Genomic DNA, 20,930 nt, shown 5'->3' with positions numbered 1-20,930 from the left:
GCCTGTGACGGCGGCTGTCCGGCGCGGCGTACTTGCGCGCTCGCGTCGCGGGGATCGCCCGCGCGCCGAGCTCGCGTTCGGCTTGGCTGCTCGAGGGTGTGTTCCCGACCGCGCGCCGCGGGTTCTCACGCTGCCCGCTCGCTGTGGTGCGCCCGTCCGGTACTCGCCCTGTCGTCGCATTTCCTAAGTTGTTCGAGTATCGCGCGCGTGCAGGGGCGTGGCAAGGGCGAAATCTGCATGAAACACTTTAGTCGGTAGGAGTGCGTAAACTTCCGGTGGACGGCAGGCAGGTCTAGTAGCGGCCGCGCATGGCGTACCAGCCGTCGTGCTCGTCGACCTCCAGAGGCACGCCGAACAGCCGGGTCATCTCGTCGCCGGTCAAAAGCTCGCTCTTGGAGCCGTCGGCGAACACCACGGCGTCCTTGATGAGCAGCACGCGATCGATGGCGGGGATGATGTCCTCGGGGTAGTGCGTGACGAGCACGATGGAGCGACCCTCGTCGGCGAGCAGCCGCATGGTGTTGCGCACGTGGTACATGCCCTCGGGGTCGAGACCCGTGCAGGGCTCGTCGAAGATGAGGATCTTGGGGTCGCTCATGAGCTCGCGCGCAACGAGCGCGCGGCGCACCTGGCCGGTGGAGAGCGTCATGACGTCGCGGTCGGCAAGCTCGGCGATACCCAGACGCCCCAGCGCGTCTTCGGCCTTCGCGCGTGCTGCATCGTCGACCTCTACGTGGCGGGGCAGGCCGAGGGTACCGAACAGCCCGCCGCACACGATCTCGATGACAGGCAGGTGGACGCGCACCTGGTCGTGCATGGTTGCCGACACGATGCCCAGGGCCTGCTTGATGTCGGTGAGCAGCGGGCGCGCCTGGCCGCGGAAGCGCACGGGAGGCTCGTCGCGATGCATGGGGAAGACCTCGCGGGTGAGCAGCTGGATGAACGTCGACTTACCGGCACCGTTGGGACCAAGAAGGGCAACATGCTCGCCTTCGGCTAGATCGAAGTGGTCTACCGAGAGGATCGTCCTGCCGGCGCGCACGACCTGGGCGTCGCGCAGCTGAAACAGGGGCGCTGCGGGTGTTTCAAGCGGTTTGTCCATGGGGTCCTCGAATTCTGGCGTCGATGCGAAAGGTGTTTGCGTCATGCTACGCCAACGTCCCCGCCGCGCAAAGGGCGAAACCGCGATTTAGCATCGCCCGCTCCGGGCCGCTGAGCCGAAATGACGCCTGAGGGGGTGCGTTATGAGGGGTCCGGTACCAAATTCGCGACTTTTGAGAGGGTAAGAGACTAAGTGACGCAGCGTTGCTTAAGCGATTGGATATACATGCGATTTTACCTGCGGAAATGAAGCCAAGCGTGCATAAAAACGGACGCAATTCCAGAATCGGAAACCCACTGATTTAATGAGGTATCTCAAAAGTCGCGAATTTGGTACCGGGCACCTTTTCAAGTTCACGTGCGGCAGGGGAGCGGGGCGCAAGAGGAGCAACGAAGGCGGTGCGCCGTGCGCTGCCCGTGATCCGACGACGTCCGTCTCCTATGTCGGCTCTGCCAAATCTGCTATCCTGCTTTACCATGCGAAAGTACCCCGTGCACGAAAGAAGGATGAGCGCCATGGCCGAAATGCTCACGCTCGATGCGTTCGAGGAGGCGTCCGAGAAGGTCAAGGAGGTCACGCAGAAGACCGAGCTCGTGGAGAGCCCGCACTTCAGCCAGCTGACCGGCAACCGCGTCTACCTCAAGCCCGAGAACATGCAGCGCACCGGCGCCTACAAGGTGCGCGGCGCGTACTACAAGATCAGCACGCTCACGCCCGAGGAGCTGGACCACGGCATCATCACGGCGAGCGCCGGCAACCATGCGCAGGGCGTCGCGTTCGCGGCCTCCCGTGCGGGGGCGCGCTCCATCGTGGTCATGCCCACCACGACGCCGCTCATCAAGGTCGAGCGCACGAAGAGCTACGGTGCCGAGGTCGTGCTGTACGGCGACGTATACGACGAGTCGTGCGACTACGCCCTGCAGCTTGCCGAGGAGCATGGCTACACATTCATCCACCCGTTCAACGATCCCACGGTGGCCACGGGCCAGGGCACCATCGCTATGGAGATCGTGCAGGAGCTCCCGCTTGTCGACACGATTCTCGTGCCCGTGGGCGGCGGCGGCCTGGCGTGCGGCGTCTCGACGTTCGCCAAGCTGTACAACCCCAAGATCCGCGTGATCGGCGTCGAGCCCGCGGGCGCTCCGTCGCTCACGGCGGCGCTTGAGGCGGGGCATCCGGTCAAGATTCCGCAGGCCAACACGATCGCCGACGGCACCGCGGTCCTCGAGGTGGGCGATAAGGTCTTCCCGTACCTGCAGCAGAACCTCGACGACGTCATAACCGTGCCCGACGACGAGCTCATCGTGTCGTTCCTCGACATGGTGGAGAGCCATAAGATGATCGTCGAGAACTCGGGTCTGCTCACCGTGGCGGCGCTCAAGCATCTGCCTGCCGAGAACCGCCGCGTCGCCTCGATTCTCTCGGGCGGCAACATGGACGTCATCACCATGAGCTCCGTGGTGCAGCACGGTCTCATCCAGCGCGACCGCATCTTTACCGTGAGCGTGCTTCTGCCCGACCGCCCCGGCATGCTCGTGCGCGTGGCATCCGCCATCGCCGAGCAGAACGGCAACGTCATCAAGCTCGAGCACAACCAGTTCGTGAGCACGAACCGCAACGCCGCGGTCGAGCTGCGCGTGACCATCGAGGCCTACGGCACCGATCACAAGCGCCAGATCATCGATGCCCTCGAGCAGGCGGGTTTCAAGCCGCAGCTCTCGCAGACCATGCTGTAAACGTGCATGCACACGGCCGGGGCGGACCCCGACCTCGAGCGCGCCGGTGGGCGGGTTTTTTGCACCGCTACCGTCGCGCTTTTGCCGTTTCGCTCGCATCCCGGGTATACATCCCACAACGATGGAGCTCGAGGGAAAGGAGCGGTCATGTTCTTCAAGAACGTCATGGTCCCCTACGACGAGTCCGAGCATGCGATGAGCGCGCTTCATATCGCGCTCGGGATGGTGGGGGACGACCCCGCCGCCGAGGTGCATGTGGTGATGATCGTGGCCGCAGGGGCGATACCCACCCCGTCGCTCATGGGCGGGGCGTTCGAAGATCCCTTCGACAACGGCACGATGATGGATTACGACAACATGATGGGCGCGGTCATCCAGCGCATGCGCAGCGACATGGAGCGCGTCGTTGAGGACGCGCGCGACGGAGCCCAGTGCAAGATCACCGTCACCGCGCGTCTGGCGACCTCTCCGGTGGAGGGCATCGCCGAGTACGTCGCGGACAACTCCGTCGACCTGGTGGTCATGGGTCGCCGCGGCCTGGGCGCGCTGCGGGGCATGCTCGGCAGCGTGAGCTTCGGTGTGCTGCGTTCCGTTGACGTGCCGGTGCTGACCGTGAAATAGCGTGGTCCCAACGGCATGGCTCAACAGCAAGTGCAATCGGGTGCGGGGCGCGGCGTCGGCCGCGCCCCGTCTTGTGGGCTTCCGGTGTCTGTGTATGCCCGGCACGGCGCTGGGCATAATAGGTCACGTTTATGAGGCATGGACGTAAGGAGAGAACATCATGGCTACGTTTTACACCGACGGCAACGGCGCGTTTCTGGCTGACGTGAAGGGCGGCAAGGTCCCCGAGGGCTTCAAGACGCTCGAGCCCAACACCGTGGACGCGGCGGTCGAGAAGCACGTGCCTGCCGTTGAGCTTCAGCGCGACGGCCACATCGTGTTCGCCAGGGTCGGTTCCACCGAGCATCCCATGACCGAGGAGCACTACATCGAGTGGATCGCGCTCGAGGCCGACGGTCGCCTTGAGATCCACTACCTCAAGCCCGGTCAGACGCCCGCGACGTTCTTTGCCGGCGGCGTCAAGACCGGCACCGTGTACGCCTACTGCAACCTTCATGGCCTATGGAGCGCCTCGTTCTAGAATCGCTTCCGATCGGTTTGAGCGCCCCGCCGCACCGTACGAGGTGCGGCGGGGCGCTCTGCTGTCGGGCCGCCTGCAGCGGCGGACCCGTCAAGTTTTGGGGCGCCCGCACGCTTTGCGGGTATCATGGGGAGAAACGACGAACCGAGGAGACTCGTGATGAAACTTGCGCTTGCGCAGATCGACGTGCGCTTGGGAGATATCGAGGGCATCTGCTCGCGCATCGGCGATCAGGCGATGATGGCAGCCGAGCAGGGTGCCCAGCTGCTGTGCGCGCCCACCCCGATGTTCACGGGTATGCAGCCCACGGCCCTCATCGAGTACGCCAACTTCATGCACGACATGCTGCGCTGCCTGGGCGAGCTCGCCGTGCGCCTCGAGGATTCGGGCATCTCCTGCTTGGTGCCCGCCGTCGTGCCCGTCGAGCAGACCCCGTTTCTCGAGACGTTCCTGCTGCGCGAGGGTCGCGTCGTGCCCTTGCGCTCGTTGGCGGCACTGCGCAGCGGGCGGATCGACCCGGGCATCTGGGAGTCGCCCGTGTTCGATGTCGCCGGGGAGCGCGTGGCGGTCGTGCTCGACCTCGAGCGCGATCTGCCGCAGCTGCCCAAGGGGTGCGACGTTGCCGTCTACCTGCCCATGGGCGGGTTCAACGCGCAAAGCGAGCAGTCGAGCGCCGTTGCCGCCGTGGCCGACGGGCATTTCGTCGATGCGGTCGCCCGCGCGGGCGTGTGGCTCGCCTACATGGCGCCGATCGGCGCGTACGATGACGTGGTGTACACCGGCGGCTCGTTCGTCATGGACGAGAGCGGTCGCGTGGTCGCGATGGCGCCCTGCTTCGAAGAGAGCCTTCTTGTGCAGGAGATCGTCCGCGGCACCGTGGTGCCTGCGGTGGACGAGCACGAGCTGCCGACCTACCAGCGCGAGGAGTGGGTCTGGGAGGCGCTGCGGCTCTATGTGCGCGACACCCTGGCGGCCGACGGCCGCAACCGCGTCATCGTGCCGCTCGAGGGGGATCTGCCCTCGTCGCTTTTGGCGGTGCTCGCGGTCGATGCGCTCGGTTCGCGCAACGTCATCGGCGTGGCCTTCGAGCGCTCGGAGGTGTACACCCCGCGGCAGGAGGCGCTGGAGCGCGAGCGCATGGAGCACGTGCGTCAGCTGGCGGCCAACCTCGGGATCCGTCTCGTCGAGCGCGCCCAGGGCGACGTTTCGCGCTGGATGGACCGCGACGTGCCCGCCCGCGATGCCGGCCGCCTGCGCGCGGGCATCGACGCGCTGTACCTGGCCGATGTCGCGCACGAGATGGATGCGAGCATCATGTCGCCGCTCACGAAGACGGATGCCGCCCTGGCACCCGCTGCCTGCCTGCGGGCGGGAGCGTCGCTCGCCGTCTGCGCGCCGTTCGGCGACGTGTACCTGACCTACCTGGAGTTTCTCGCCCGCTACCGCGGCCGTTCCTCGGCGGCGATCCCGCCGGCGCTCGTGTCGCTCGATGCGGTGCACGCCACCTTGAACCGCATCCTTCTGGATGCCGTCGAGGCGAGCGGCACGGACCCGATGCTGCGCGAGCGCATCTCCCAGCTGCTTGCCTGCCTTGAGCCCTCGCAGGTCGACGGGGTCCTCGAGGCGCATGTCGACCGAAACCAGGTGCTCGAGGACCTGCCGCTGTTCGCGACGGCACCCGAGGCCGCATCGCTGATCATCCTGCTCACGCGGCGGTTCGAGCACTGGCGCCGCATGCTGCCGCCTGCGCCCTTCGTGTCGGCGCGCTCGTTTATCGAGCGCGTCTGGCCCTCGTCTCTCGGCTGGTCCGATCTGGGTCGGCAGGGCGCAGAGCCGCTGCAGATGATGGACGTGGTCCAAAGCGAGCAGGAGCGCCTGGCGTCGCTCGGCGAGGAGCATGGCGAGCGCGTGCGCGGCGAGATCCTGGGGCTTCTCGGCGAGCTGTTGGGGCTGAGCCCCGAGCAGCAGCAGGAGCTTGCGAGCGAGGAGGGCCAGCGGCGCATGCGGGAGAGCGCGATGCGCTTCGAGAGCCAGCTGAGAAAGATGATGGAGTCCTCAGGCGAGCCGGAGATTCCCGGCGATGCCCGGCATATGATGCCGGGGCAGATGCCCCAAGGGATCGCCCAGCACTACCCCTTCTTCTCGCAGAACTAGGTTTGAGCTGCGCGGGTGGGCGCTTGCACGCCCCGGGACCGCATGGTACAGTAGAACAGATGTTCGAGATACGAGGCTCGGGAGGTGCTCGTGGTCATCTTGGGTATCGACCCCGGGCTCGCCAACACGGGCTGGGGGATCGTCGAGGAGCGCCGCGGCGAGGTTCGGTGCCGCGCCTACGGGTGCATCCAGACGTCTGCGGGCAGCGACCTTGCGGTCCGGTTACGGCATATCGCCGACGACCTGACGGCCGTCGTGGAGCGCTACCGCCCACTCGAGGCGGCGTGCGAGGGCATCTACTTCGGTGCCAACGTGCGCTCGGCCATCCCGACCGCGCATGCCCGCGGGGCCGCGCTCGTGGCGGTCTCGCTGTGCGGTGTCGAGGTGGGCGAGTACACGCCCATGCAGATCAAGCAGGCGGTGGTGGGCACCGGTTCGGCCGATAAGGCCCAAGTGATGTATATGGTCCGCAATCTTTTGCACCTCGATCACGATCCACGGCCCGACCATGCGGCCGACGCGCTTGCCTGCGCCATCTGCCATGCCAACCTGCGCCGCACCGGCGCGCTCTCCGGCTGGTCCTATGTGGAGGAAAGGGGAAACGGCTACTCATGATCACCCTGCTTACCGGCGTCCTCGTCGAGGCCTCGCCCAGCGTCGCCGTGCTTGATGTGGGCGGCGTCGGGTTCGAGGTCGGCATCTCGGGAACGACTGCAGCCTCGCTGCCTCCGCTGGGGCAGACATGCCGCCTGTTCACGCGCCTGCAGGTTCGCGAGGATGCCATGACGCTGTTCGGCTTCGCCTCCAAGGAGGAGCGGACCATGTTCGATCGGCTTGTGGCCGTGTCGGGCGTGGGTCCGCGCCTGGCGCTCGCCGTGCTGTCCAAGTTCACAGTCGGCCAGCTCTACACCGTGGTCATGGCAGAGGATGCCAAGGGCATGGCGACGGTTCCCGGCGTGGGCAAGAAAACCGCCCAACGTCTGATCTTGGAGCTCAAGAGCGTGTTCGCCAAGGACCACGGGCTGCTTGCCGCCGACGTGCCCGCGGCCGGCCAGCTGCCGCTCGGCAGCGCGCCGGCATCCACCGCACTCGATGACGCCCGTGCCGCCCTGCTCTCGATGGGCTTCACGCCACAGGAGGCCGATCTGGCGCTCGATGGTCTCGATGGCGCGGCCCGCGTCGAGGAGCTGCTCGCCAGTGCGCTCAAGCGGTTGGGGATGGATGCATGATGTGGGAAGCCGACGGCTCCGTAGACCTGTGGGCCGACGCCGCACCGCGCCGCACGCCTGCAGCTCCCGCCCATGAGACCGGGCGCTTCGTGACCGGCGACCTCACCTCCGAGGACCTCGACGTCGAGCGGACGCTGCGCCCGCAGCGCCTGGACGACTACTGCGGTCAGGACCACATCAAGCAGAGCCTGCGCATTCTTATCGAGGCGGCCAAGTCGCGCGGGGAGTGCCTGGACCACGTGATCTTTTCCGGCCCGCCCGGCCTCGGCAAGACGACGCTCGCGACGGTCGTGGCCAACGAGATGGGCGCCCAGGTCCGCACGACCTCCGGTCCGGCCATCGCCCGCACCGGCGACCTCGCTGCCATCCTGACGAACCTCCAGCCGGGCGACGTGCTGTTCATCGACGAGATCCACCGCCTCAACCGCTCGGTTGAAGAGATCCTCTATCCCGCGATGGAGGATTTCGCGCTCGATATCGTGATCGGCAAGGGTCCCGCCGCGCGCTCGATCCGTCTGGACATCCCGCGGTTCACGCTCGTGGGCGCCACGACCCGATCGGGCATGCTCACCGGGCCGCTGCGCGACCGCTTCGGCATCTCGTTCAGGCTCGATTACTACTCCATCGCCGACCTTGCTGAGATCGTGACCCGCTCGGCGACGATCCTCGGCGTGCAGATCGATCACGATTCCGCCTGCGAGATCGCCTCGCGCTCGCGCGGTACGCCGCGCCTGGCGAACCGTCTGCTCAAGCGCGTGCGCGATTACGCGCAGGTGCGCGGCGAGGGGCATATCGATTACCCCATCGCGCGCGAGGCGCTCGAGTTCTTCGAGATCGACGAGCTCGGACTGGACTGGATGGACATCCGCATCCTCGAGACGCTCGTCAAGACGTTCCGCGGCCGCCCCGTCGGCCTGACCACGCTGGCGAGCGCAGTGGGCGAGGACCCCAACACGCTCGAGGATGTCTACGAGCCTTACCTGCTGCAGCGAGGTCTGATCGTCCGTACGCCGCAGGGCCGCGTTGCCACGTCGGTGGCCTTCGACCATCTGGGGCTGGAGCCGCCGGCAAACGCATAGGTATGTGCGCACTTGGTGTGCATGCGCATACGGGACCGTGAATGACGGCCGGTTGCGGAGGATATGTCCGCAACCGGCCGTTTTCGATGTATGCTAGAAATCTGTTTTGTCAGGCGCGTTTGGGAGGTTCGCCATGCTGTCAGACATCGAGATCGCACATTCCGTCAAGCCCCTGCCCATCACCGAGGTCGCACGGAACGCCGGCGTCGACGAGAAATACATCATCCCGTACGGCTTCGACAAGGCGAAGGTCGACTACTCGCTGCTGAACGAACCGACCGACCACACCGCCAAGCTCGTCCTGGTGACGGCCATCAACCCCACGCCTGCGGGCGAGGGCAAGACCACGACCACCATCGGCTTGGCCGACGGCCTGCGTCGTCGCGGCATCAACAGCACCGTGGCGCTGCGCGAGCCCTCGCTCGGCCCGGTGTTCGGCGTCAAGGGCGGCGCTGCGGGCGGCGGCTGGGCGCAGGTCATCCCCATGGAGGACATCAATCTGCACTTCACCGGTGACTTCCATGCCATCGGCGCGGCGAACAACCTGCTTGCCGCCATGCTCGACAACCATATCCAGCAGGGCAACAAGCTCGGTATCGACCCCAAGCGCATCACCTGGAAGCGTGCCGTGGACATGAACGACCGCCAGCTGCGCCATATCGTGGACGGTCTGGGCGGCCGCGCTCAGGGCGTGCCGCGCGAGGACGGCTTCGACATCACCGTCGCTTCCGAGATCATGGCCATCTTCTGCCTGTCCACCTCCATCACCGACCTCAAGAACCGCCTGGGCGAGATCGTCGTCGGCTACACCTACGACGGCCGTCCCGTGCGCGCTTCCGAGCTCAAGGCTCAGGGCGCCATGGCTGCGCTGCTCAAGGACGCGCTCATGCCCAATCTGGTGCAGACGCTCGAGCACACGCCCGCTTTCGTTCACGGCGGCCCGTTCGCCAACATCGCGCACGGCTGCAACTCCATCATGGCGACCCGCATGGCCATGCGCTTCGGCGACATCGCCATCACCGAGGCTGGCTTCGGCGCCGACCTGGGCGCCGAGAAGTTCCTCGACATCAAGTGCCGCATGACCGGTCTCAAGCCCGATGCCGTGGTCATCGTTGCCACCGCTCGCGCGCTCAAGTACAACGGCGGCGTGGCCAAGGCCGACCTCAACGAGGAGAACCTCGACGCGCTGCGCGCCGGCCTGCCCAACCTGCTGCGCCACGTGGGCAACATCCAGGATGTCTACGGCCTGCCGTGCGTCGTGGCCATCAACCGCTTCCCGTCCGACACCGAAGCCGAGCTCGCGCTTATCGAGGACGAGTGCAAGAAGCTTGGCGTAAACGTCAAGCTGTCCGAGGTCTGGGCCAAGGGCGGCGAGGGCGCGCTCGAGCTCGCCGACGAGGTCATGCGTCTCGTGAACGAGCCCAACGATTTCCGCTTCTCCTATGAGGACGGCACCGACATCGCCGAGGCCATCGAGGCCGTGGCTACCAAGATCTACCACGCCGACGGCGTCGACTTCACGCCGGCAGCCAAAAAGCAGATCGCCCAGCTGCGTGAGAACGGCTTCGGCAACCTGCCGGTGTGTATCGCCAAGACCCAGTACTCCTTCACTGACCAGGACAAGCTGCTCGGCGCGCCCGAGGGCTTCCGCATCACGGTGCGCGAGGTCAAGGTGTCCGCCGGTGCGCACTTCGTGGTCGCGCTCACCGGCCAGGTGCTCACGATGCCCGGCCTGCCCAAGGTTCCTGCGGCCGAGAACATCGACGTCGACGAGAACGGTGTGATCTCCGGCCTGTTCTAAGCCTTCGGGTTATTCCGATCGGTATGCTTTGCAGCCCGTGTCCTCTATGGGAGGGCGCGGGCTTTTTTGCGACCGTGACGGCTGGCGTCGCGCTCTGCCGGACGCATAGGGGAGCGGCGCGCCCCGCCCGCCTGTCTACATGCGCTGCTAAAAGATTCACCCGGTCGGCTGTGACAGATTTCGGGTGCATCCTGTCACTACCGGCCGGGTAAATCTTTTATCCAGATGAACGGGGCAAAAATGCGGCCCCGCTCCCGACCGTTGTCGGCAGGCTGCGGCGGCCCATGTCCTTTCGTGTTACGATTTGTTTCTCACCGGAAGATTTGTAGTAGCCTGTACGAACCGATCGGGCTTGTGGAAAGGAACGGCATGGCGACGATCATCGATGGCAAGGCGCTGGCGGCTAAGGTTCGCGAGCGTGCGGCGGCCGACGTGGCGGAGCTTGCCGAGCGCGGCATCGCGTGCGGGCTTGCGGTGGTGCTCGTGGGAGACGACCAGGCGTCGGCAACCTACGTGCGCTCTAAGCTGCGCGATTGCGAGCAGTGCGGTATCCGCTCCTTCGACTACAAGCTTCCTGCCGAGACCACGCAGGAAGAGCTTATGGAGCTCGTCCGCCGTCTGAACGACGATCCTGAGGTCGCGGGCATCCTCGTGCAGATGCCGCTGCCGGCGCACCTCGATACCGAGGAGGTCGTGGCGGCCATCAATCCGGATAAGGACGTCGACGGCTTCCATCCGATGAACATGGGCCGCCTCGTTCGCGGTCTGCCCGGTCTTCGCCCCTGCACACCGGCGGGCATCATGGAGATGATCGACGAGTACGGCATCGATCCGGCGGGTAAGAACGCCGTTATCGTGGGGCGCTCGTCGATCGTGGGCAAGCCGATGAGCCTCATGCTCCTTGCACGCCATGCGACGATCTCGGTGGCGCACTCCCACACCGATCCGCATGAGCTTGCGCGCATCTGCCAGAGCGCCGACATCCTGGTGGCTGCCTGCGGCGTGCCGAAGATGATCAAGGGCACGTGGCTGAAGCCGGGCGCCACGGTGATCGATGTGGGTATGGACCGCGACGAGAACGGCAAGCTCTGCGGCGATGTCGACTTCGATTCGGCTGAACCCGTCGCCGGCGCCATCACCCCGGTTCCCGGCGGTGTCGGCCCCATGACGCGCGCCATGTTGATGAGCAACGTGGTCCTGGCCGCGAAGCTGCAGCACGGTCTGTAAGCTCCCGGCCCCCGGAAAACGGAAGGCCCTCACCCTCCCTCGCTGGTCCTCGCTTCGCTGCGGATTCGCTCGGGAAGGTGAGGGCCTTCCGTTTTCCGGGGGCCGGGAGCTTACAGACCGTGCGCGGCTCGATGGCCGACAGGGCCACGTGGGGTGCTCTGGCTGGGGTTCTGGTTGGGAGTCGTTTGGTGCGTACGGTAGGTGGCAAACGGGTACACTGTGGGGCGGAACGCATAATGTCGATGCCGGCTGCGGTCGGCGCGAAGGAGGAGCCATGGCGTGCACGACCATTCTGGTTGGAAAGCTCGCGAGCTACGACGGTTCGACGATCGTGGCGCGCAACGAGGATTCGCCCGGCGGGCAGTTTGAGCCCAAGCGCATGGCCGTGGTCAAGCCCGAGGACCAGCCGCGCACCTACACGAGCGTCGAGAGCCGTCTGACCATCGAGCTGCCCGATGACCCCCTGCGCTATTCCAGCGTGCCGGATGCGCTGCCCGGCCACGGCATCTGGGCAGCTGCCGGCTTCAATACCGCCAACGTCGGCATGTCCGCAACGGAGACCATCACCAGCAACGAGCGCGTGCTCGGCGCAGATCCGCTCGTCGTGTACCAGCCCGCTCAGGGCAAGGAGGGGGAGGAGGGCTATGTGCCCGCGGTGCCCGGCGGCATCGGCGAGGAGGACATGGTCACCCTCGTGCTCCCGTATATCCGCTCCGCCCGCGAGGGCGTCGAGCGCCTGGGCGCCCTGCTCGAGCAGTACGGCACCTATGAGATGAACGGCATCGCGTTTTCCGATGCCGACGAGATCTGGTGGCTCGAGACCATCGGTGGCCATCACTGGATCGCCAAGCGCGTGCCGGACGATGCGTATGTGACCATGCCCAACCAGCTGGGTATCGACTACTTCGACCTCGCCGACGCCGAGGGCGAGCAGGTGGAGCACATGGCGAGCGGTGACCTGCGCACGTGGATGGAGGACAATCACCTGAATCTCACCATGATGCGCCCGCAGGTGCTCGACAACATGCTGGACGACATGTATGCGGGCGTGGACGAGGGCTTCTACGATGACGACGAGGCCGATCAGGTATACCTGAGCGAGTTCGAGGAGCTGATCGCCGACGTTCGCGAGGGGATGCTCGCGGGCGACATCTTCAACCCGCGCGAGGCGTTCGGTTCGCACTCCGATTCCGACCACGTGTACAACACGCCGCGCGCCTGGTACATGCAGCGCTGCCTGAATCCGCATGACGGCTGGGATGGCCCGCATGCGGCCTTTGGCCCCGAGGCGGACGATATCCCCTGGAGCCGCGTGCCCGAGCGCAAGATCACCATCGAGGATGTCAAGTACGTGCTTTCGGCCCACTACCAGGGCACGCCCTACGATCCCTATGGTCGCCGCGGCACCGATGCCTCGCGCGGGGCGTACCGTCCCATCGGCATCAACCGCAACGGGCAGCTCGCCGTGCTGCAGATCCGTCCCTCTGTGGCACCTGAGTACGCCTGCGTGCAGTGGATGGCCTTCGGCTGCAACGTGTTCAACGCGCTCGTGCCGCTCTACGCCAACGTCGAGGCCATGCCGGAGTACCTGGAGAACACCACGGCACGCGTGACCTCTGAGAGCTTCTATTGGGCGAACCGCCTGATCGCGGCGCTGGCCGATGCTCGCTTCCATGAGAATGCAGCGAACGTCGAGCGCTACCAGGAGAAGATCGGCGGCATGGCGCATCGCCTGCTGCGCGAGACCGACGCGGCGGTGGCGAAGCTTCCTGCAGACGAGGTCCCCGCGGCGCTTGCGGCGGCGAACCAGCGGATGGCCGACGACCTCAAACGCGAGACCGAAGACCTGCTGGGCAAGGTGCTCTATACCACGAGCCTCGCCATGAAGAACGCCTTCGCGATGTCGGATAACTAGAATTCGGCTTGCGGCAAAACGGCCCGCAGCGAACCGGATTGCAACTGATCGGCCCGCCCCGTCCTCCCGCAAGGACGGGGCGGGCCGTATGCGCCAGGGCGACCTGCCGGCTGCAAGTCGGCTGTCGTATCATTGTGGGTATAAGAAACCAGCACGTGAATTCGATACGAGGAGGCCGCATATGGCTACGAAATTCGAAGACCTGGTCAACAACATGGTGAACATCGGCTTCGGTGCCGCGGCGCTGACGGCCGAGAAAGGCAAGGAGGTGCTCGACAGCCTTTCCGCCAAGGGCGAGGAGGTGCGTCGCGACTCCGAGACCCCGGACTTCGCCCGCTCCATGTCCGATGTGTTCGAGCGCGCGGGCGGTATGTTCTCCGACGTGACCGACCGCCTGAGCAATCAGGGCGAGAGCGTGGCCGAGCGCATCCTGGACGAGCTGATTATCGCGCGCGTGCGCTCCATGACCAAGGCCGAGCGCGTCGGTTTCATGGCCCACGTGCGCGACCTGGTGGATTCCGTCGACGACGCGACCGTTTCGGTGAAGGTCGAGTCGGTTGAGGTCGAGCAGGATGCCGCGGCCGCCGAGGCCGAGCCCGAGGCTCCCAAGGCGGAAGACGAGTAGATAATCCATGGCAGCAGCAGGTACCGATAGCGGACAGAACGGCTCGCGCTGGGATCCCCTGGACCCCGAGGACACCTTGGTCTTTGCGACCGAGGAGGAGCTCATCGCACGCGGGCTGCATCGTCGCCCCCGCGCGGTGGACGAGATCCCCGATGAGCCGGAGGTCATGGCTCCCACCGAGGAGTTCCAGCTCACGGCCAAGGGACGCCGCCGCCGCATCGCCGAGATCTTCGGCCTGGTGCGCAAGTACGAGGTGTGGCACGATATCACGCCCAAGCGCCTGCGCTGCCTGCTCGAGGAACTCGGCCCCATGTTCGTCAAGATGGGGCAGATCCTCGCCAACCGCTCCGAGATCCTGCCGCAGGCGTTCTGCGACGAGCTGCGGCGCCTGCGCACCGATGTCGAGCCCGTTCCGTTCTGGGTGGTGCGCGACTGCCTTGAGGCCGAGTACGGCCGCAAGGTCTCCGAGGTGTTCGAGTGGATCGACCGCAAACCGCTCGGCAGCGCGTCGCTCGCCCAGGTGCACCGCGCGAAGCTGCTGTCCGGCGAGGACGTGGCCGTCAAGGTCCAGCGCCCCGGCGCCCAGCAGGTCATGGCGCAGGACATCGACATCATGCGCTCTATCGTGCGCACTGCGTCGCACTTCGTGAAGACCGACCAGTTCGTCGACCTGCAGGGCGTGGTCGAGGAGCTGTGGCAGTCTTTCCGCGAGGAGACGAACTTCCTCATGGAGGCGCGCAACCTCGACGACTTCCATACGTTTCACGAGAACACGCGCGGCATCTCGTGTCCGCGTTCGTACCTGCAGTACTGCACCGAGCACGTCGTGGTCATGGATTACGTTGATGGCATCTCGATCGCCGATCCCGAGGCGCTCGTTCAGGCGGGCTATAGCCTTGAGAAGATCGGTGCGCGCATCGTCGAGGACTACTCGACGCAGGTGCTCGACGATGGCTTCTTCCATGCGGACCCGCATGCCGGCAACATCATCCTGAAAGACGACGTCGTGTACTTCATCGACCTGGGCATGGTTGGCCGCATGTCGAGCCACGACCGCTCCATCGTGAAGGACATCATCTTCTCGGTTGCCGAAAACGACGTCCCCAAGCTCAAGGATTCGCTCATGCGCTTTGCCGTGACGCGCGGTGATTCAGCGGAGCTCGACCATTCGACCTTCCTGTCGGACCTCGACTTCATCGTTGCCGATTTTGCGGGCCTCAACCTGAAGGACCTCGATATCGGTGAGTTTTTGACCTCGCTCGTGAGCTTGGCGCGTAAAAACGACGTCGAGCTGCCGAGCGTCGTCACCATGTTCGCGCGCGGGATGGTGACGCTCGAGGGCCTGCTTTCCGAGTACATGCCCGACGTCAACATGATCGAGATCATCTCGACGCATATCAGAAACGAGAAGAGCAGCTTCACGCGTGCCGCCGAGATGGCCGAGGAGATGGCGCACGCCTCGGTGCGCGCGACGCGCGGCATGCTCGAGGCGGCCGATCAGCTGGGCCTGGCTTCGCGCATGCTGACGCGCGGTCAGCTGAAGATTAACACGCAGGTGCTGGGCAGCGAGAAGGTCTTACGCCACGTGGGCGGCATCGTGGACCGTATGTCGATGGCCATCGTGATCGCCGGCCTGTTCATCGGCTCGTCGGTGGTCTACTACGCCAAGATCGAGCCGGTCATCTTCGGCATCCCGGTCATCGGCTTTTTGGGCTACCTCTCGGCCCTCGTGCTCGCCCTCATGCTCGGTCGCGAGATCTGGAAGAACTCCCACGGTAAACGTGGCTAGACCTGCCCTATGGGCCGCCTCGTCAAAATTGGCGCAGCTTCGTGCGGCCGCTCGCTGGGCGAAAAGTGCTGTTGGTGGAAAAGTCGGGACTTTGGACGGAATTCTAACCCCGGATCCGTATAAGCAGCCTCTGAACCTGCGAAAACATCTAGGTCAGAAAGGTGCTTGTCTCGACCCGGTGCTAAAAAGCCGTCCAAAGTCCCGACTTTTTGCAAAGAGGTGCAAGAGGGGCGGTGTTTGCCGATTATCCGCTCGGATTATTAGACGAGTTTCTCGTAGGCGATGCGGGTGAGGTCGGTTTCCTCGTCGCCCTTCTGGGTGAGTTCGAAGGGGGAGAGCTCGGTGAAGCCCTGCTTGGCGAGGAAGCGGCGCATGGCGATGTTGCCCGGGTGCGTATCGATGCGGATGCTCTCCAGGCCGCGGCTGCGGGCGATGGCCTCGGACTCGGCGAACATGAAACCCATGACGCCGCGCTCAAGCGCCTCGGAGGCGGTGGCGCAACGGTGGATGGCAAGGTAGGGCGCCGTGCCTTCTCCCTCGAAGGGATTGGCTGTAAGCCAGCCCACCTGCGCACGGCAGTACTCGGCGTCGATGCCGCCGAGCAGCGCGAGCGATCCCACGAGCGCTCCGCTGGCGTCTTCGGCCACGTAGCAGGCCCCGGCGGCGATATCCTTCTCGACTGCCTCGAGGTTGGGGTAGCCGTGCTGCCACTGCTCGATGCCGAACCGGGCGATGGAGCGCTTGCCGTCCTCGAGAATCTCCATCACGCGCGCCGCCTCATCGGGCTGCGCAAGACGCATGCTCAGCTGGCTATCCATCGAATCCCCTTCCGTCCGGTCAAAGCCATCAGATTATGCGCCAACGGCCGGGACGGTTCAATTCCGGGCGGGGCGATTGCCGGAAAAACACGGTTGGATCTGTTTGGGGCGCCCTCGACCTATGTGCGTGCAGGTTGCTCGAACGAAGATGAGCGCTTCCGGAACGTCCTGCCCCATATGCCTGTGCGCTTTGGGAACAAAATCGCCAGGATCATGTTCCCAAAGCGCACAGCAAAGACGTGCAGATGTTCCGAAAGCGCTCAGCTCAGTCGGATACGCGCTGTGGCGCGCCGTTTACTGCTGGGTCGGGTGTTTCTCGAAGAAGTCGAAGCGCGGCGGCAGCGGGACCACGGCGTGCGTGCCGGGCTGCTCGCCCAGGCCCTCCACCAGCGCGTCGCAGGTGTCGAAGATGTGCTCCCACGAGAAGAAGACATCCGGATCGATGGCGAAGTGCTCGCAGATGAGCTCGCAGCCCACCGGCACGATGCCGTGCATGAGGACGGTCGCCACGCGCAGCTCGTGAAAGGCGTTGACGAGGGCCTGGGTCATTGCGGCATCGTCCTCGGCGTTCTTGGCAGCCTTGCTCGCATCGCTCCAGCGCTTGTTGGCGGCGCGCAGGAACTCGTCGCACACGCCGAGTGCATGGTGGAACTCGAAGGTGTGCATGGCCTGCTCGAACGCGAGGATGGCCTGCTCGGCAGCGTCGAGAACGTCAGCATCGGGCGTGCCTGCGGGGATGCAGCCGCTGCGGTAGGCGGCCTCGTCGCCCTCCTTGGGCGCCACGCCGTAGAAGCAGGAGCGCGCCAGGCGGTTGAACACGCCGGTGAGCAGCGCGCCCTCCTTCAGCACCGGGTCGATCACGCGCTTGTCGTCGCGGGCGAGCAGCGGTGTGCCGTCCGGGTTCTTGCCGGTCTCGCGCGTGTCGTAGGCCTTCGGCGAGAAGCTCACCGGCTTTTCGCCCAGGCCGAGCGACAGGAAGTGCGCGCGCAGCTGCTCGGCGGTGTAGTGCTCGAGGAGCTCCGAGGCGGGTGGCGGCGGGGTCTGCGAGCTGGAGCTCGCCTTCTTGCCCATATAGAGCACGTGGTAGTTGGCCACGAGTGTCGACTGCTCCATATGGCAGCCGAGGGCCTCCCACAGCGCCGTCTGCGCGATGCCGTAGAAGTAGATGTTGTCTTGGCCGATGAACTGGTATGCGTGCGCATCGGGGCTGCACCACCAGTCGTGCCAGTCGGCGCTGGCGTAGCGATCGGGCGTGCCCGCGGCCTCGGCCTCGGCGAGCACCGTGCGCGTGAAGCTAATGGGCGCCCACAGGCTCTCGGGCCACACCCAGCAGGTGAGGCCATGGCAGCCGCACTCGTCGGGCACGGGAACACCCCACTCGATGTTGCCGGTGATGCGGAAGGGCACGAGCGCCTTGCCGGAACGGAAGCGCACGCCGCCTGCCGCCAGCACCTCGTGAGCCGCGTCGCGCTCCTCCCAGCTGGGGAAGGTCACGGTAAAGGAGCTCTTGTTGCCCTCGGCCTCGGTGACGGTGTGGGCGGGAAGCTTATCCTCGATGGCGTCGAAGGCCTCGCGGAACTTGTTCTGGATGTAGATCTGCGCGGGCAGCAGCCACTCCTCCATGGTCTTGGAGACCACGGGGCGCACGGTTTCGTCGGCCATAAGCTTGGCGGTGTAGTCCTTCAAGAAGTCGAGGTAGGCCGGCAGGTCGAAGTAGATGTTGTCCACGGGGCGCAGCTCGGGCGTCTCGCCAGTGAGGGCGGACTTGGGCGCGATGAGCTCCTCGGGCTCGTACTGGTGGCCGAGGTTGCACTCGTCGGCATAGGCCTTCTCGGACTTGCAGCCCTGGATGGGGCAGCGGCCGATGACCTGGCGGCCGTTCAGGAACTGGCCGGCCTTGACGTCGAAGAACTGCTTGGTCGCGCGCTTGTGGAGCACGCCCTGCTCGTTCAGGCGCTCGATGACCTCGGCAGTCATCTGGTTGTGGATGGGCGCCGCGGGCGGCAGCGCCGAGCCGCCGAACAGGTCGAGCTGCATCTCGAAGCCGTCGATGGTGGCCTGCTGGAGGTCGTGGTTGGCCTGCACGTAGTCGGTCAGGGTGCAGTCCGAGCCGCACGACTCGACGAGCTTGCGGTGGCCCTCCATGATGGGGGAGCCGTAGCAGTCGGTGCCCGAGACGAAGATCACGTTCTGCTTGCCCAGGCGGTCGCGCAGAAAGCGCGCGAAGAAGTCCGCGGGGACGAACACGCCGCCCACGTGCCCGAAGTGCAGGTTCTTGTTGCCGTACGGCATGCCGGCGGTGACGACGGCGCGGCGCGGCCATGCGGGGCGGGAATCTTTGCTGAGATGAGCGGCCATGGCGCTCCTCCTGTGGTCTTGATCGGTCGTATCGCCGCGGTGTGCGCGGCAGCCATCCATTATCGCACATGACGGCCGCATTGCTGCTGAGCAGTGGATTCACGACAATTCGGACAGGGTTCGCCATGCATCCGAGGGCATCGAGTATGATGGGTGCCATGAGAAAGATATCTGACATCCATACGTTTGAGGACGAGGCGTTTCTGCATCGCATGGTGCGGCTGTCGGTCGTGGCGATCGCGGTCGGCGCCGTGCTGGGCGTGCTGTGGTTCGCCCTGGGCGTGCCCGAGCGGCTTGGTCTGCCCGGATCCGAGCTCGCTGCCGTGTTGCTCGAGGGCAAGGGCCCTCACCTAGGATTTCTTGGACCCAGCACCCTGTGGTTCGCGCTGGGGGCTGTGGCCATGTTCGTGTCGCTCGGCGTGCACGAGCTCGTACACGGCCTGTTCTTCAAGCTGTTCGCGCCTGCGGGGGCGCGCGTGACCTTTGGCGCCAACTGGAAGGTGGGCATGCTCTACGCCTGCGCCGAGGGCATCGTGTACACGCGCCGGCAGTACCTGGTGGTCGCGCTCGCGCCGACGGTCGCCGTGACGGCCCTGGCGCTTGCGGTGGGCCTTGCCAGCGGGTGGCCGCTTCTGGGATATGTCGTGGCCGTGGTGCACCTGTCCGGATGCACGGGCGACTGGTGCTACGCGGCGGCCATCGTCGGCGACGCGCGCATCACGCACTGCGAGGATTGCACCTGGGGAGTTCAGTTCTACGGTGAGGGCGAAGAGGGCCCGATTCCGGATTCCACCGCTGAGGGGGATGGACGTCGATGATCAGATTGCTGTTGCACGCCTGCTGCGCACCGTGCTCGCTGGAGCCCGTGCGCCTGCTGGTCGAAGAGGGGTTCGAGCCCACCATCTGCTGGACGAACCCCAATATCCAGCCGATCGACGAGCACGACCGGCGTCTGGAGGAGCTGCGCCGTTGGACCGCGGCGATGGACATCCCTCTCATCGAGGCCCATGAGGACTATGCCGCCTGGGAGCGCGGCGTGGCGCCCATCGGCGCGCACGAGCGTGAGCGCCGCTGCCGCGCCTGCTACGGGCTGCGGCTTGCCGAGGCGGTGCGCGTGGCTAAGGCCGAGGGGTTCGACCACATCGCCACGACGCTTGCCGTCTCGCCCTATCAGCTGTTCGAGACCTGCAACGACGTGCTGGAGCGCCTTGCCGCGGCGCATGGGCTCACGCCGGTTATCCGCGATTTTCGCCCTTGGTACCCCGAGGCCACGCGCCGCTCGCGCGAGCTGGGGATGTACCGGCAGAACTATTGCGGCTGTCGCTTTTCTGCCGCCGAGGCGGCCCTCGACCGCATCCGCCTGCGCGACGAGCGCCGCGCGGCCAAGCAGGCTGGGCGGTAGGCACCCCGCACGCGAGTTTCTGATTTCGAAATCGCAGTCGCCCTTCCGAGAATTAATATATTCTCGGAAGGGCGACCTGCCGAATCCTGGGCAAATGCCGATGAGCTTACCGAGAATATATATATTCTCGGAACGTGGGGCGGCCGGTCCGCACGAGTGGGCAGGCTGGGTATACGGGTTTCAAACGCATTGCCACGCAGGACGAGAGGATTTCGCCATGGCAGGCCGCAAGAAGCACCGCAACGGCCCGGACGCGCCGCGTAAGGACGGCTCCGTTCCGGCAACCCAAAAGGCCAAGGGAGCCGCGCAGATGGCGGTGGGCACAGCGCTTGCAGCCGCAGGCGTGCCCATGTGCATCCTGCCTGGTCCGGGGGGTTGCCGCTATCGTCGGTGGAGCCGCTTTGGCAAGCCGTGGGCAGCGCAATTTCTCGGGGCGCGAGCCCTCGCGCATCGAAGAGCGCTTGGATGCCGCAGCGGAGAAGGCGGGCGCTGTCGCGAAGGAACAGGCGGCCCGTGCCGCCCGTGCCGCTGCGCGCGAAGCTCCGGCCATTGCG

The 20,930-nt window shown here is 65.7% G+C and carries 17 protein-coding genes; 14 read left to right on the top strand and 3 right to left on the bottom strand.

Annotation, left to right across the window (positions count from 1 at the left end; genetic code table 11):
* Nucleotides 1-292: 292 nt before the first annotated feature.
* Nucleotides 293-1,102, bottom strand: coding sequence for an ABC transporter ATP-binding protein (locus H6A16_RS02625; RefSeq protein ID WP_204615876.1), 810 nt, complete (start codon nt 1,100-1,102; stop codon nt 293-295).
* 515 nt (nt 1,103-1,617) lie between these two features.
* On the opposite strand from H6A16_RS02625, the gene ilvA reads away from it, so the two are divergent.
* The 12 genes from ilvA to H6A16_RS02565 all read left to right on the top strand — a co-directional run bounded on the left by ilvA (nt 1,618) and on the right by H6A16_RS02565 (nt 15,798).
* Complete coding sequence (gene ilvA / locus H6A16_RS02620) at nt 1,618-2,838, top strand: threonine ammonia-lyase (protein WP_204615874.1); 1,221 nt, start codon at nt 1,618-1,620, stop codon at nt 2,836-2,838.
* 147 nt (nt 2,839-2,985) lie between these two features.
* The gene (locus tag H6A16_RS02615) at nt 2,986-3,459 is read left to right on the top strand and encodes a universal stress protein (RefSeq protein WP_204615873.1); all 474 of its coding nucleotides are present in this window, start codon (nt 2,986-2,988) and stop codon (nt 3,457-3,459) included.
* Nucleotides 3,460-3,619: 160 nt separating this feature from the next.
* On the top strand, nt 3,620-3,979 hold the full coding sequence (locus H6A16_RS02610) for a desulfoferrodoxin family protein (protein ID WP_204615872.1): 360 nt from the start codon (nt 3,620-3,622) through the stop codon (nt 3,977-3,979).
* Between the two features lie 159 nt (nt 3,980-4,138).
* Nucleotides 4,139-6,133, top strand: a complete 1,995-nt coding sequence (locus tag H6A16_RS02605; protein WP_204615871.1) for a nitrilase-related carbon-nitrogen hydrolase — start codon at nt 4,139-4,141, stop codon at nt 6,131-6,133.
* Between the two features lie 90 nt (nt 6,134-6,223).
* Nucleotides 6,224-6,748 carry a crossover junction endodeoxyribonuclease RuvC gene (gene ruvC / locus H6A16_RS02600; RefSeq protein WP_204615870.1) on the top strand — a complete coding sequence of 175 codons (525 nt, stop codon included), beginning with the start codon at nt 6,224-6,226 and terminating at the stop codon, nt 6,746-6,748.
* Nucleotides 6,745-7,362: a Holliday junction branch migration protein RuvA gene (ruvA, locus tag H6A16_RS02595; protein ID WP_204615869.1), complete on the top strand. Its 618-nt coding sequence runs from the start codon at nt 6,745-6,747 to the stop codon at nt 7,360-7,362. Before ruvC ends, ruvA begins: the two co-directional genes overlap by 4 nt.
* A complete protein-coding gene (ruvB, locus tag H6A16_RS02590; protein WP_204616187.1) occupies nt 7,362-8,441 on the top strand; it encodes a Holliday junction branch migration DNA helicase RuvB in 1,080 nt (359 codons plus the stop codon). Before ruvA ends, ruvB begins: the two co-directional genes overlap by 1 nt.
* 133 nt (nt 8,442-8,574) lie before the next feature.
* Nucleotides 8,575-10,242, top strand: coding sequence for a formate--tetrahydrofolate ligase (locus H6A16_RS02585; RefSeq protein ID WP_204615868.1), 1,668 nt, complete (start codon nt 8,575-8,577; stop codon nt 10,240-10,242).
* Between the two features lie 369 nt (nt 10,243-10,611).
* Nucleotides 10,612-11,469: a bifunctional methylenetetrahydrofolate dehydrogenase/methenyltetrahydrofolate cyclohydrolase FolD gene (folD, locus tag H6A16_RS02580; protein ID WP_204615866.1), complete on the top strand. Its 858-nt coding sequence runs from the start codon at nt 10,612-10,614 to the stop codon at nt 11,467-11,469.
* A 274-nt stretch (nt 11,470-11,743) separates the two neighbouring features.
* A complete protein-coding gene (locus H6A16_RS02575; RefSeq protein ID WP_204615864.1) occupies nt 11,744-13,384 on the top strand; it encodes a C69 family dipeptidase in 1,641 nt (546 codons plus the stop codon).
* 181 nt (nt 13,385-13,565) lie between these two features.
* Nucleotides 13,566-14,009: a hypothetical protein gene (locus H6A16_RS02570; protein WP_204615862.1), complete on the top strand. Its 444-nt coding sequence runs from the start codon at nt 13,566-13,568 to the stop codon at nt 14,007-14,009.
* A 7-nt stretch (nt 14,010-14,016) separates the two neighbouring features.
* Entirely contained in the window at nt 14,017-15,798 is a 1,782-nt protein-coding gene (locus H6A16_RS02565; RefSeq protein WP_204615860.1) for an ABC1 kinase family protein, read from the top strand.
* Nucleotides 15,799-16,058: 260 nt separating this feature from the next.
* On the opposite strand, the gene H6A16_RS02560 is transcribed toward H6A16_RS02565, so the two are convergent.
* Together H6A16_RS02560 and H6A16_RS02555 are read right to left on the bottom strand one after the other, a co-directional pair.
* Complete coding sequence (locus H6A16_RS02560; RefSeq protein ID WP_204615858.1) at nt 16,059-16,616, bottom strand: GNAT family N-acetyltransferase; 558 nt, start codon at nt 16,614-16,616, stop codon at nt 16,059-16,061.
* A gap of 294 nt (nt 16,617-16,910) precedes the next feature.
* Nucleotides 16,911-18,974, bottom strand: a complete 2,064-nt coding sequence (locus H6A16_RS02555) for a class I tRNA ligase family protein (protein WP_204615856.1) — start codon at nt 18,972-18,974, stop codon at nt 16,911-16,913.
* Between the two features lie 158 nt (nt 18,975-19,132).
* Here H6A16_RS02555 and H6A16_RS02550 point away from each other — a divergent pair, with 158 nt between their 5' ends.
* Nucleotides 19,133-19,792 (top strand): DUF3267 domain-containing protein, encoded by a 660-nt coding sequence (locus tag H6A16_RS02550; RefSeq protein WP_204615855.1) that lies wholly within the window; start codon nt 19,133-19,135, stop codon nt 19,790-19,792.
* Entirely contained in the window at nt 19,789-20,376 is a 588-nt protein-coding gene (locus tag H6A16_RS02545; protein WP_204615854.1) for an epoxyqueuosine reductase QueH, read from the top strand. The genes H6A16_RS02550 and H6A16_RS02545 overlap by 4 nt, the downstream gene beginning before the upstream one ends.
* The last annotated feature ends 554 nt before the right edge of the window (nt 20,377-20,930 follow it).

Source organism: Collinsella tanakaei, from assembly GCF_016900375.1.
In the GTDB taxonomy this organism is placed as follows: Bacteria; Actinomycetota; Coriobacteriia; order Coriobacteriales; family Coriobacteriaceae; genus Collinsella.
The sequence above is the reverse complement of the archived record's forward strand: the minus strand, read 5'-3'. Positions and strand labels throughout refer to the sequence as shown.